The sequence below is a fragment of the Chryseobacterium viscerum genome (assembly GCF_025949665.1).
In the GTDB taxonomy this organism is placed as follows: domain Bacteria; phylum Bacteroidota; class Bacteroidia; order Flavobacteriales; family Weeksellaceae; genus Chryseobacterium; species Chryseobacterium viscerum_A.
In genome coordinates this window covers 1,985,875-1,999,577 of record NZ_JAPDFT010000001.1, presented here as the reverse complement: position 1 = coordinate 1,999,577, position 13,703 = coordinate 1,985,875, and the positions used below count along the sequence as shown (strand labels likewise).

At 37.2% G+C, this 13,703-nt stretch carries 11 protein-coding genes and 1 riboswitch; of the genes, 9 read left to right on the top strand and 2 right to left on the bottom strand.

The genetic code is table 11. The features are described from left to right. The first annotated feature begins 2 nt into the window (after window positions 1–2). Window positions 3–482 (top strand): MarR family winged helix-turn-helix transcriptional regulator, encoded by a 480-nt coding sequence (locus OL225_RS09140; RefSeq protein ID WP_264518040.1) that lies wholly within the window; start codon window positions 3–5, stop codon window positions 480–482. 56 nt (window positions 483–538) lie between these two features. On the opposite strand, the gene OL225_RS09135 is transcribed toward OL225_RS09140, so the two are convergent. Together OL225_RS09135 and OL225_RS09130 are read right to left on the bottom strand one after the other, a co-directional pair. Further along, the gene (locus tag OL225_RS09135) at window positions 539–835 is read right to left on the bottom strand and encodes a hypothetical protein (RefSeq protein ID WP_052184587.1); all 297 of its coding nucleotides are present in this window, start codon (window positions 833–835) and stop codon (window positions 539–541) included. 170 nt (window positions 836–1,005) lie between these two features. After that, a complete protein-coding gene (locus OL225_RS09130; RefSeq protein ID WP_264518039.1) occupies window positions 1,006–3,615 on the bottom strand; it encodes a TonB-dependent receptor in 2,610 nt (869 codons plus the stop codon). 374 nt (window positions 3,616–3,989) lie between these two features. On the opposite strand from OL225_RS09130, the gene OL225_RS09125 reads away from it, so the two are divergent. The 8 genes from OL225_RS09125 (at window position 3,990) to OL225_RS09090 (ending at window position 13,671) form a co-directional block, all read left to right on the top strand. Beyond that, on the top strand, window positions 3,990–4,601 hold the full coding sequence (locus OL225_RS09125) for an alpha-ketoglutarate-dependent dioxygenase AlkB family protein (RefSeq protein WP_264518038.1): 612 nt from the start codon (window positions 3,990–3,992) through the stop codon (window positions 4,599–4,601). Window positions 4,602–4,680: 79 nt separating this feature from the next. Further along, a riboswitch (TPP riboswitch) is annotated at window positions 4,681–4,789 on the top strand. 24 nt (window positions 4,790–4,813) lie between these two features. Next, window positions 4,814–5,410, top strand: coding sequence for a nicotinamide riboside transporter PnuC (pnuC, locus tag OL225_RS09120; RefSeq protein ID WP_264518037.1), 597 nt, complete (start codon window positions 4,814–4,816; stop codon window positions 5,408–5,410). After that, window positions 5,397–6,428 (top strand): hypothetical protein, encoded by a 1,032-nt coding sequence (locus tag OL225_RS09115; protein WP_264518036.1) that lies wholly within the window; start codon window positions 5,397–5,399, stop codon window positions 6,426–6,428. Before pnuC ends, OL225_RS09115 begins: the two co-directional genes overlap by 14 nt. A gap of 134 nt (window positions 6,429–6,562) precedes the next feature. Beyond that, complete coding sequence (locus OL225_RS09110; RefSeq protein WP_264518035.1) at window positions 6,563–7,057, top strand: RNA polymerase sigma factor; 495 nt, start codon at window positions 6,563–6,565, stop codon at window positions 7,055–7,057. A gap of 202 nt (window positions 7,058–7,259) precedes the next feature. Continuing rightward, window positions 7,260–8,072 carry a FecR family protein gene (locus OL225_RS09105; protein WP_264518034.1) on the top strand — a complete coding sequence of 271 codons (813 nt, stop codon included), beginning with the start codon at window positions 7,260–7,262 and terminating at the stop codon, window positions 8,070–8,072. Window positions 8,073–8,143: 71 nt separating this feature from the next. Continuing rightward, a complete protein-coding gene (locus tag OL225_RS09100; protein WP_264518033.1) occupies window positions 8,144–11,368 on the top strand; it encodes a SusC/RagA family TonB-linked outer membrane protein in 3,225 nt (1,074 codons plus the stop codon). Between the two features lie 4 nt (window positions 11,369–11,372). Beyond that, window positions 11,373–12,776 (top strand): RagB/SusD family nutrient uptake outer membrane protein, encoded by a 1,404-nt coding sequence (locus tag OL225_RS09095; RefSeq protein WP_264518032.1) that lies wholly within the window; start codon window positions 11,373–11,375, stop codon window positions 12,774–12,776. A gap of 16 nt (window positions 12,777–12,792) precedes the next feature. Beyond that, window positions 12,793–13,671, top strand: coding sequence for a glycerophosphodiester phosphodiesterase family protein (locus OL225_RS09090; protein WP_047375046.1), 879 nt, complete (start codon window positions 12,793–12,795; stop codon window positions 13,669–13,671). The last annotated feature ends 32 nt before the right edge of the window (window positions 13,672–13,703 follow it).

Below are 13,703 nucleotides of genomic sequence, written 5' to 3'. Positions count from 1 at the left end.
ATATGAATGTAATCAACGAAGCAGGAATTCTTGCCATATCCACCAGACTGCACCGCCTCAGTGAACAATTGAGAAAAGATGGAGCATTGATCTATAAAGCATTCGGAATTGATTTTGAGCTCAAATGGTTTCCGGTCATCTTTACGATTTATAAAAAAGAAATTGCAAGCGTTGTCGAAATTGCCAATGAAATAGGGTACACACATCCATCCACTATAACCCTGCTCAAAGAACTCGAAAAACTGGAGTTGATCCAATGGGAAAAAGATAAGCAGGATGAACGAAAAAGACTGTTTAAACTGACTTCAAAAGGCCAGACACTTATTGAAAAAATGAAACCTGTATGGGAGCTGATGTCACAGATTCTGGGAGATATTACCGATAATAAGAATAATCTGCTGGCAGCTATTGATGAAGCAGAGGATAAAATTGCAAGTCAGTCTTTTTATCAGAGGGCATTGCAGGTGAAGAGTTCAAAGTAAAAATCGGTCAATAGCATTGACCGATTAATTATTAACAGCAGTTTTAAAATAAAGAATTAAATTCCTTTCCCTGCGTATTGTTTTTCAATCCAACTTTTAATTTCTCCATGTTTACGGATATTACTTGGAACTTCAGTTTTAATAATACGTTCCAAATTTTGAAAAGATGAAACGGTAGCATTATTCCAATTCCAGGTTGTTGCTAAGCTGTTTATGAAATATAACATTTCATATCCTTCTTGTCTGTTTAACATAGCAGCATCTTGAGCACCTATAAATTTTGGATTGTCATGATCAGCTTTAGCTGTCCATTTGTAGTCTTTAAAGACCATTTGTGATTGTAGATATTTCATAAGATAATTTATTTAATGCAATATTAAATAACACTTATTTTTAATCATTACGGTTTTCAGTAATTTGACAATATAAATTAAATTTTTACCAAAACAAGTATTGTTTTTAATAATAAACCCGCCAATACTGGCGGGTTTAATTGTCTCATTATTGAAATGATAATATTGTTTTAGAATCTTAAAGTTGCTGCAACAGACCAGGTTCTTCCAAAACCAAGGAATCCTGTATTACCGTCTGCAACACCCTGATACACTCTGCCAGCTTCCTGATACGTTTTTCCGGCATCCGGACCATTGGCAATTTTGTCACCTGCAAAAATATTGGAGCTCAATTCAGAAATATAATATTTGTTGAATAAGTTGTACACGTTAGCTCTCAATGTTAAAGATTTTTTCGCATCAAGTGTGAATTTGTAAGAAGCACCTACATCAAATAAATGATAGCTAGGCAATTTTACAATTCCTTTTTCTCTTGCCGCTTCGGTAAGGAAGTTGATCGGGTTGAACTGAGCATAAAGCTTGTCATAATATTCCCAGTTAGCATCAATACTGAATGCTTTGGTGATATTGTAATCTGCTCCGATGCTCGCTGTTGTTTGAGCAGCATCTCCAACTTTCAGGTCTTTGATATTGATCACTCCTGTAGCTCCTGCTATTTCCTGGTTGGTTTGAACATCCAGAATGTTGAAGTTAGCGTTTCCTTTATATTTCCAGTTACCCAATGATACCATTCCTCTTAATCTAAGGTTAGTAAAAGGTCTTGCCTTTGCTTCCAATTCGATTCCCTGGTGTACCTGTCCTACATTCAAAGCATTGTAGAAATAAGCATTTCCAAGGCTTAACTGAGAGAATTTTGCCACATCTGCTGCCGTAGCATTGAATGTTCTTGAAATAAATCTGTCATCCCACTGCGTTCTGTAAGCATTGATGTTCACATCGATATAACGCGATTTGAAACCATATCCTAATTCCACAGAGAAGATTCTTTCATTCTTAGCATCATTATAGATATTCTGGTTTGAAGGGAACAAAGCGTTGAATAATGGCTGTCTTGAAATAACCCCGGTATTGAAAAATACATTGTGGTGATCATCTATATTATAGTTGGCACCTCCTTTTACGATATATCCTGTTTTGTGATACCATTTTGTTTCCTGGTTTCCTGGTGTATACAACATATAATCCACTCTCTTGTAGTACTGCTCGGAAACGGATCCCTGAACAGAAGCACTTAGCTTTTCAGAGCTGTATTCAACCATTCCGTAGATACCAGCCCATTTTACCAAACCTTCGTTGTGAATAGATACTTTCTGAGCATCTTTAAGTTTCGTAAGAGGTTCAGGTTTTACAGTCTGATTGATAAAATATCCTTTTGGTGCATTGGCAGTATTAGGAACATACAATGCATCTGATCCTAACATATCTGTTACAATGTCATACAAAGCTCCTTTGTATGTTTTAAGATCAATCCCTCCATTGAAAGTCCAGTTATTTTTTTTGTAATTAAGGTCTGCAATTACTCCATACCAGTCATGAGCATTGATACTCTGTTTTCTTACGATTCCATTGGTTCCGTTCAGAGTCGCTACATATTGTCCGTTATAATCACCAGGAGAGCCTGCAGGTGCAGTGAAGGTTGATTTCTGGAAGCTATTTCCATTATAATCTGTTACCATACCACCTCTGTTATAACGATAAATCATATCCCAGTTGATCGTACCATCTCCACCTGCTCCATAATTCATGAAATTCATGGTTTGTCCGGCTGCGTTTTTGATAGAACCGTTAAGTCCGGTACCTCCGCCGCCACGTCCCCATGAACCATAAAGAACTGTAGATAGTTTCAGATTGTCATTCATTGTCCAGTCCCAGTTCAGGGATGCAATTGGCTTATGATAGAAGTTAGGTGCTAAATTGAATTGAGAACCATTCAGCATTCCTGTTTGCGGGTTATACCTTCTTCCGTAAGTTTCAAATTGCTGCAGTGTTGCCACATTGGCTCCGGTTGCAGAAGATCTTCTCGTGTCATGTACCTGAGGTGCTCCGGTAGCGATTAAATTGAACGCATGCTTTTCATTAGGTTTAAATCCTGTTGAGAAAAACCATGAGTAACCTTCTCCTTTTGTTCCATTGATGTATCCGTCACCTTGCCAGCGGGAAAGCAATACGGTTGTTCCCCATTTGTTTTTTAATCCTGAAGAGTACATTGCTGATATTCTGGAGTAGTTATCATTTCCAACTTCTCCTTTAACCATTGCTTTCTGCTCAGAATCCGTAGCTTTGGTTACAATATTGATCGTTCCCCCTACAGATGGAACTACAAATTTAGAAGCTCCCAACCCTCTCTGGATCTGAATATTGCTGGCAATGTCAGCCAATCCAGTCCAGTTGGACCAGTAAACGGTACCTCCCTGCATGTCATTCACCGGCTGTCCGTTGATGATTACTGCAATGTTAGCCCCATCGAAACCTCTCATGTTAATTCTGCTGTCTCCGAATCCTCCACCTACTTTGGTCACATAAACGGATGGAGTAGACTTCATAATTTCAGGGAATTCTCTGTTTCCCAGTTTCTCCTGAATCTCTGCTGCTTTAATGTTGGAAACTGCAACAGGTGTTTTTCTCTCTTTGGCTGTTTGGGAAAGGTTTCTACCTACCAACATAACCTCATCAATAGATTTAGATTTCTCTAAAGAATCCTTCGTACTTTGCCCATAATATATGGCAGCCGTAGGTAATACAAGCGCTATAATTAGTCGCTTTTTAAAAGTAATGCTCATGAAATAAACTAGCGTGTTTGATTTTAAGGCTGCAAAGATGGATAATTATTTTTGAATTAAGTATTAAATCTTGACGAAGTGACATTCTATTGTGTGCATATAATGCATTATTACTCGTTTTTTTGGATGTATTAATTATTTCAGATATTTAATTTACAATTTGTTATAAAAGTGAATTATGCAAAAAAGAGGATTGTTTTTAACGAATAAAAATAATGATCTACTTCATCTAAAAATCTAACAGGATGTAGTTTTTTCTAATGGTGTTTAGGGTTTGATTTATTTTGTATCATTATTTATATATTTGCAGATATTATTTGTATCAATTTATTACTTCAATAGTATAAACTTTTCTCTTATTAAAAAATAAAAAAATGACCCAGCTCAGTTTGTTTGATTCAGAAGATTTGTACGAATTTCCAAAAGATCTTTTGGAATACAGAGAGCATTTCCTGAGCAAGGATGAAGCGGACTGCCTTAAAAATCACTTGTTTGAAACAGCTCCGTGGAAACAACGTACCCAGAAAATGTATGATAAAACGGTTCTGACCCCACGCTTAACCGCCTGGTATGGTGATCCGAAAACGGATTATCCATTAGGAAATGGTGAAGTGGAGAATAACCTCTGGACTCCCGAACTGCTTTCTTTAAAACAAAAAATAGAAGAAACATTTGGCTATCAGTTCAATTCTGTATTGCTTAATCTTTACCGGGATCATAATGACTCTGTTGCCTGGCATCGGGATAAAGAAAGCAGATACGGCAGCCGTCCGGTAATAGCATCTTTAAGCTTAGGACAGACAAGGAATTTTGATTTCCGGAAAAAGGATCATCACCAGAGTAAATACAGCCTGCCACTTCCTCATGGTTCATTGCTGATTATGAAAGGAGATTTGCAGGAACATTGGGAACATCGGATCGCTAAATCTGTGACTTCTATGAAGGAACGTATTAATCTTACGTTTCGTTTGGTTCGGGAAGTGTAGTAATGGATAATTTGAAATATTCTATTTCAAATTAAAAGCCTGAAGTCCTTTCTTTTTCCACAAAAAAGCTGCACCTTTGCCTCCAACAATGGGGTGCTACAGATAACAGTGGCTGAGATGATACCCAGGAATGTATTTCCACACCTGATCCGGATAATGCCGGCGTAGGGATTGCTTACTTATCATCTCATCATTTGATTTCTAAAATTAATATGATGCAGGACATTTTAAAACAAATTACCTTACCGGAATGGTTCGGAGTCTTATTTTCAGTGATTCAGGTCTTACTGGCCCGTAAAAACAATGTCAACAACTACCTTTTCGGAATTGCAGGTATTTTGCTTACGTTGTATGTGATGCTTATTTCCAGGCTTTATGCTGAATTTACCTTAAATCTTTATTATCTGATTATGAGCATCTACGGATGGCTGTACTGGAAATTCGGGAAACAGAAATCTGAAATGCAAATCTCTGTGACCTCTGTTTCTGAAAAGTGGATTACCGGAGGAATTGTTCTGGGAACCTTTAGTTTATTTTGGTTCTTTCTTACTCATTTTACAGATTCGGATGTTCCCGTTTGGGATTCCTTAGTAAGTGCTTTTGCCTGGGCAGGAATGTGGCTTATGGCGAGGCGGAAAATTGAAAACTGGGTGATACTTAACGTAAGTAATATTATTTCCATCCCTTTGATGATTCATAAAGAATTATATCTCTATGCTGTTTTAACGTTGTTTTTGTTTTTAGTGGCAATTTCCGGATATATAGAATGGCAAAAAATCATAAAATCCAAAGCTAATGCTGAGTACTAAAGACATCAGAGAGGAACTTCATGGAGTTTCTGTAATTTCTGATAAAGTGTTGCAACATATTCATGAAGAAGGATTCCTTAAGATCTGGGTACCGAAAAAATATGGTGGCCTAGGCTATCGTTTTGAAGAAGGTCTTAAAGCATTATTTGGCTGGGCTGAAGCCGATGGAAGTTTTGGCTGGATGCTGACGCTTTGTGCCGGAGCTAATTATTTTTCCAGAAATATCAAACCTGAAGTTGCTCAATTATTGTTTACCCATTCTAAAACCTGCTTTGGCGGAAGCGGAATGGTTGGCGGTACGGCAGAAAAACAAGAAGAAAATACCTATCTGATTAATGGTTCATGGAATTTTGCAACAGGAGCACCCCATCTGACCCATTTCACACTGAACGCTAAGATTACAGAAAACGGAAAACCTCTAACAGATAAAGACGGCAATGAGATCATTCACTCATTCATCGTTCCGAAAGAGCAGGCTGAAATGATCCCCAACTGGAAATCTATGGGAATGAAAGCCAGTGGTACCTATTCTTTTATCATTGAGAATATTATAGTAAGTGAAGATTACAGTTTTGTGTATGATACTTTTTTCACGAATGATACTCTGGATAGCATTCCATTCCGGATTTTTGCGGATTTGACACTTTTGGTGAATTATCTGGGGATTGCTTCTCATTTTATAGACGAAGCGGAATATATTCGTCCTGAGATCAATTTCAAAAGTTTTGCAGAATCTGTTGAAAAGCATTTAGAAAAGGTATTAACCATTGGCAGAGATGTAGAAAATATCCTCGGTGCTCACAAAGAGATTTCTGAAGATCAGCAACATGAGATTCATCAATATGGAGTAGAGTTGGTTCAAAAATTATCCCATCAAATTCTTACTGTTTATACACAGCTGGGAATCCGGGCAACAGATGTTCATTCTGCAGTTCATCAGGTGTTCTGTGACTATTTTACAGCAGCAATGCATTTCAATTTCAGACCTTCTGCTGATGAGCTAAACTTTTCTTTCTGAACAGAAAATATTTCTGTGAAAATCCGAGGATGAGTTATTGTTAAGGATTTAAACTTAATATATATTTAATACGATTGCCATAGCTTTTAGATACTTTTGTACCACCAGTTTTGAGTTCAAAGACGTATTAAAGAATGGATCATTTTAAAGAAATATATTCCGGTTACAAGCACAGGGTGTATTTTTTTGTGGCCAAATACCTTTCGGAAGAAGAAGATATTGAAGAAATTGTTCAGGATATTTTTATGCACGTCTGGAAGTATTTATGCAAAGCTCATTCTCCGTCAGAAATTGAAGCACTTATCTTTAAATCTGCCAAACAGGAAATTTCCAATTTCTACCGTAAAAGGAAAATGATTTTCGTTCCTCTCGAAAATTCTCCGGAAAGACAGGATGAAGAAAGTACAAACATCGAGAAACAGGTACAGCAGGAAGACCAGCTCAAAAAAATAGAAAGTCTCCTGGAACAGGTTCCCGAAAGAAGCCGTGAGTTTTTCATCAAAAATAAAATCCAGAATCTCAGTCTTTTTACCATTGCTCAGGAAAATGATATTTCTAAAACTGCCGTTGAAAAGCATGTCAACAAGGTTCTGAAATTTCTAAGAGCAAATTTGAATTTTTTCTTTTAAACTATTCTGTTTATACTGCCCGCAAGTCTCATTTCAAATCTCTTTCTGAAAGCTATATCTAATTGTTTCTCAATTTAATTAAAATCAATTTTCAGCCTTAAACCAATATTACCTAATATGAACAAATCGTTAAATCAAAAAAATATAGGTTGACGATTACATACTTCCTGCGTATTCTCTAATAAAGATCAAAAAGGAGCATATGGATTTCGAAAATCAATGGAAATCAGTTAAAGATGAAAATCAGAAAATAAAGGATTCTGCAGATCAGCGAATCTGGAATGGACTTGAGAATAAAATCAGATTCAGAAAGAATACAAAAAAGTTTTTATGGATAGCAGCTGTTCTTTTACCTTTATTTACACTGATTACTCTATTTTCCACTGGGAATGACATGAAATCTCTGGATCACCGGCAAATGGTTTTCAGAACAGAAAAGATTCAAAAAGAATTTATATTATCTGACGGAAGTATCGTTACGCTGGAACCTGAAAGTGAATTGAGACTGACTGATGATTTCGGAAAGAAAACCAGGAATGTTTCTTTTAAAGGAAAAGCGTTTTTTAGTGTTGCTAAAAATAAGGCGCTGCCCTTTATCATTGATGCCAATGGATTTAAAGTAAAAGTATTGGGAACAAAGTTCCTGCTTGACCAGAGATCTGTAGATAAAAAAGTCTATCTGAAAGAAGGAAAAGTGAAAATTGATTACAACGGTAATACAACCTACCTTTTACCTAAAGAGACATGGCTTGCAGACAAAGACGGAGCTGAGAAGCATTTCTATGATCAGGATGTTGTAAGAACATTTGATTTTAATGAAATGAAATTCGGGCAGGCGGTTTCCCAACTGGAGAAGACTTACAATATCTCGATAACCTATCCTCAGCAGTATAAAGAGAATGTGGTATACGGAGATATCACCGGAGATTTGGATAAAGTAATTAAAACCATAGGATTTCCATTTAATCTTACTGCAGGAAAGCAATCAGCAAATCATATCATTTTAGAAAAATAATGCACCAGTAATTGGGGTTACCGATGCATTGAAAATAAATCAGTCAAATAACAACTAATTTCAGCAAAGCTATGAAAAAAACAACAATTAGCATGATGTTGTTGGGTCTTTTGTGTGCGTCACAGTTTACCTACGCGGAGGCTAACAAATGTTTTCAACAGTCCGTTATTCAGCGGAAAACGCCTTTGATTAAAATCTTTGAAAAACTTTCAAAAGAGCATGACGTAAAATTCTTTTATTCGGTTTCAGACCTGAAAGATATCCAGGTGGATGAATCTCAGGTTAACTATCAGTCATTATCAGCATCTTTAGATTATCTGAAGAAAAATGTCGGTCTGGATTTTAATGTAGATCAAAAAACGGTAACTGTTCGTCTCAATGCAAGAGTGATGGCAAAAATTCAGAGAACTAATGCTCAACAGTCTGCAGAATATTTAAATTCAATTAAGGACACTGTAAAATCCAGAGAAAAAAACATTGATGAGGTTGTTTTGGTGGGTTATGGGAAGCAGAGTAAGAAAAATAATTCGGGTTCTATTTCTTCTATTGACGAAAAACAGATGAAGGGAGTAGCTTCCAGTAATTTCGGAGATATTATTGCAGGAAAAGCAACCGGAGTTCAGATTACTCAGGCTAATGCAACGCCGGGAGGTTCACCTTCAATAAGAGTGAGAGGTATTGGTACGTTGACGGCAGGTTCCAATCCTCTGATTGTTGTAGACGGACTTCCTTTAACTGAAGGTTCCAATCTGAATGCTATTGATCCTAATTCCATTGCCAAAATTGATATCTTAAAGGATGCCGCTTCCGCAGCCATTTACGGTTCCAGAGGAGCAAACGGAGTAATTATCATAGAAACAAAGCAGGGAAAAAAGGGGAGAATGGCTGTTTCTTTCGATTCTTATTACGGAATGCAGATGAGAAGTGATAATGTGAAACTGGTCAATGCTTACGATATGGCCACTTTTTTGAAGGAAGCCAGAGATAACAATTATCTTTCTAAAGGAAGCAACAGAAGTATTTCTGATAATAATGCCACAAGAATAAGCAAAGGAACTTCTTTAAGAGAATTAATTCCTGATTATTTGGCACCTTACCTTGCAAAGCAGCCGGGATTAACAGATACCGACTGGCTGAATACCGTTATGAAACCAGCACCCATAAGCCAGACTTCATTAAATATTACGGGAGGAAGCGATAAGAGCAAATATGCTTTTACCATGAGTTATTTTAAGCAGAAAGGACTGGTTATCGGGACAGATTACGAAAAGTTTTCCACAAGTATCAACCTTTCGACAGAGCTTACAGATAGATGGAAAGTGGGCGTAACAATGACACCGTCATATGCTACGGGAACTATTAATGCAGCAGAAAATTCAAGAAGCTACAATCCTTTGCAGATGGCTACGGCAATGTATCCTTTCTTTAAACCTTACAATGATGACGGAAGTCTTGCCATTTCTCAGCAGATCTTAGGAAATACAGCAACCGACGGAGCTTTGGTAGAAAATCCTGTTGCCGTTCAGGAAATGACCAACAGAAAATATACTTTATTTAAAACATTCGGAAATATCTTCACTGAACTTGAATTGTTGAAAGGTCTGAAATACAGATTTTCTGTAGGTGGAGATTATTCAAATTACGAATACAATTTCTTCGATCCTTCTACGGTAGGAGCTTACAGAGCAGCAGCTCCGGATGTTACTTTTGCCAACAGAACAGAGTATATCCGCAAAAATTATTTAATTGAAAACTTACTTTCATTTGATCAGAAGTGGGGCTCTCATAGGGTGGATGCTATTGCAGGACAGTCTTTTCAGCAGGAAGACAATACACAGCTTTTAACCGAAGCTACAGCATTTCCTGATAACAGTATCCGAAATATTGCGGGCGGAACTTCATTTAAAAATACATTAACACAATACAAATGGAGGCTGCTCTCTTATTTTACCAGGGTTAATTATACATTTGACAATAAGTATAACCTGATGGCTTCTTATCGTAGAGACGGTTCTTCACGTTTCGGGAAAAATTCTAAATGGGGAAATTTCTACGCATTCTCTGCAGGCTGGACAATCAGTAACGAAAATTTCTTTCCTGAAAATACAATCGTGACTGATTTGAAGCTTAGATACAGTTTAGGAAGCAACGGAAATAATCAGATTCCTAATTTCGGGGCACTTTCATTGATGAATCCTGATAATTATAATTTTGGAGGAATTTTAGTGCCGGGATATACAACGGCAACAGCTCCCAACCCGAATATTTCCTGGGAAAAGTCCAGATCAAACAACTTCGGGATTGATTTTTCTTTGTTTAAAAATGTGCTGAACATTTCTGCAGATTATTATATCCTCAACAGAGACGGTTTGTTATTGGATGTTCCCGTTCCGCAGCAATCCGGTTTCAGTACCTCACTTCAGAATATCGGTGAGATCAAAAATTCCGGTTTTGAATTACAGATTGCGTCAAAAACTTTTACCATCGCTAAAGACTTTACGTATTCCGGAAGCTTTAATTTTTCCACCAACAAAAATGAAGTATTAGCGCTGGCAAATGGCCAGAACCAGATTATCACGGGAGAAAATAACTTCTCTGTAACCAAAGTAGGTGGCTCAATTGGTGAAATGTACGGTTACAATATCCTTGGAATCTATAAAACTCAGGAACAGATCAACAATTCACCACACATTACCGGAACAATGGTCGGAGATTATATTATGGAAGATCTGAATGGCGATGGAAAAATTGATGTCAATGATAAAAGAAGCTTTGGAAGCGGGGTTCCGAAATACATTCTCGGTTTTAATAATAATTTCAGATATGGACTTTTCGAGCTGAGTTTCTCATTATACAGCGAAATTGGTAAGAAAATCTACAATGCCGATGCCGTAACCACTTTAGAATCAGGGGAAGGCTTCGGAATGGCTTCACAGTATTATTTTGACAACCGTTATAACGCAGTAACTAATCCTGATGGATTTTTTGGGATGCCGAATATGAATTTCTCCAACAACAGAAAAGAGGCCAGAACTTCAAATTTATACTTTAAAAATGCAGATTATGTAAGACTGAGATCGCTTCGTCTGGCTTTTAATTTCCCCAAATCTATGCTTGAAAATATGGGGATAGAAAACGCTCAGATTTATCTGGTAGGAAATAATCTTTTCACCTTGTCAAAATATAAAGGAATGAACATCGATGCTACTTCAGATAATGTTCTTACGCAGGGCTTTGATCAGGCTTATTATCCGGTAGCTAAAATTTATTCTATGGGCTTTAACCTTAAATTTTAAAATCATGAAAAAAATATTCATTACAATATTCAGTCTTTCGGTGATGTGCTCATGCTCGTCTGATCTTTTGAACGTTAACCCTGAGGCACAGAAAGTTTCATCACAATTTTATACTAATTCCTCTGAAATTGAGCAGGGTATCATTTCAGTGTATGGAGCGCTTCAGTATACCGGACAGTATCAGCTGGCTATGCCGGCTTTGGGAGAATTACCTTCAGATAATACTTATGATGAGGTTCCTGCCAATGATGCCTTTACGTATGGTGAACTTGATTTTTTCACGATTCAGCCTAATAACAGCCTTATTGCAAGCGCGTGGAAGGACCATTATATCGGCATTCAGCAGGCAAACATTATTCTGACGAGGATTGGAAAAATTCCTGATATAACGGATGCCCTGAAGAATACTAGGATTGGCGAAATGAAATTTCTGCGTGCGTTGATGTATTTTAATCTGGTGCGCATTTATGGTGATGTTCCGTTGGTTTTAAAGGAAACAACGAATGTTAACGACTATTTCGGGCAGCCAAGAACTCCTGTTGCAGAGGTGTATTCCGCCATAGAAAAGGATTTGAAAGAAGCTATTGACCTTTTACCGGTAACAACCACGCAAAAGGGAAGAGTGACTAAAGGAGCTGCGTTGGGAATTATGGGTAAAGTGCTTCTGACACAGAAGAAATTTGCTGAATCATTGACTTATTTGAATCAGATTGAATCTTTAGGCTACCAGCTTTTACCAGATGTCAATAAAATTTTTGATGTCACTAATAAAAATAATGCTGAAATTATTTTTGACGTACAGTTTACTTCCGGATTGAACGGAAATTCGGAGGGAAGCGCGGCATTTCAGATGTTCAGTCCTTCAGGATCGGTTTCAGGAGCCAAAGGACACAATCTTCCGACCAAGGAAGTTTACAACCTTTATTCAGCAGGAGATACCAGACGTTCTGCATATATTGGGCTTACTTCAAACGGAATTCCTTTCAGTAAAAAATTGGTAAAAACATCGAATACTATTGCTGATGGAGGAAGCAATTTTGTGGTGCTGAGATTAGCAGATGTTTTTCTAATGATGGCAGAATGTTTTGCCGAACAGAATGACTTTACCAACGCCAATGTATATCTAAATAAAATTAAAGCCAGAGCAGGAATTGCTGCTGTAAGCCTTTCAACAAAAGATGCTTTGCTTAGTGAAATTGACCGTGAAAGAAGGTTGGAATTTGTAGGAGAGGGGCATCGTTGGTTTGACCTGGTGAGAACCGGAAAGGCTATTTCTGTTATGATGGCTCATTTTACTAATAATGCGGGTTACAGTACCGCACAGATCAAACCCCATCATCTTCTGATGCCGGTTCCGCAGGGACAGATCAATACAGACCCCGCTATCAAACAAAATCCCGGATATTAATTAAACATTTGAAATTATGCTAAACAATAAATTATTACAAGTATTTCTTCTTATTTTTTCTTCACTGTTCATTGCACAACAAAAGAAAATTTCACTTTCTGATTTTCCTGATAACAGAGTAATGGTGGTAGCTCACCGCGGCGATTGGAGAGAGGCTCCGGAAAATTCGGTGTGGGCCGTGAAAAAAGCCATTGAAAAAGGAGTGGATATGGCTGAAATAGATCTTGCCATGACCAAAGACAGTATCCTGATCCTCATGCATGATCATACCATCAACAGGACGACAACAGGAAAAGGAAAACCGTCTGATTTTACACTGGAAGAAATCAAAAAACTGCATCTGAGAGACGGGCTGGGAGTGGAAACCCAAATGAAAGTTCCCACATTACAGGAAATCCTGGAAATCTCAGACGGTAAAATTCTTCTGAACCTGGATAAAGGTTTTGATTACATCAAACAGGTTTATCCCTTGGTGAAAAAACGAAATATGCTTGATCAGATTTTGTTTAAAGGCCACGAGTCTTACACTGAATTTAACCAGAAGTACGGAGACATTAAAAATGATATTCACTATATGCCGATTATCCAGCTAGGTAAAAGTGAAGATCTTAAAAAAATATCAGATTACATTCAAAACTATAAAATCTACGGCTTTGAATTTACAGTAGGAACAACAGAAAAAAATCTGATTGATTTTAAATCTTTAAGAGAAAAAAAAGTCAAAATCTGGGTCAATTCATTGTGGCCGCACCATAATGCAGGAAATAATGATGATCAGGCCTTGGATAATCCTGATATGTATGATTGGTATATTAATAAAGGAGTCAACATTATTCAGACCGACCGTCCGAAAGAGCTTATCAATTATCTGAAACGTAAAAAGCTTTATTATTGAGCAATTTAATTTTTATAATATGACCAAAAATA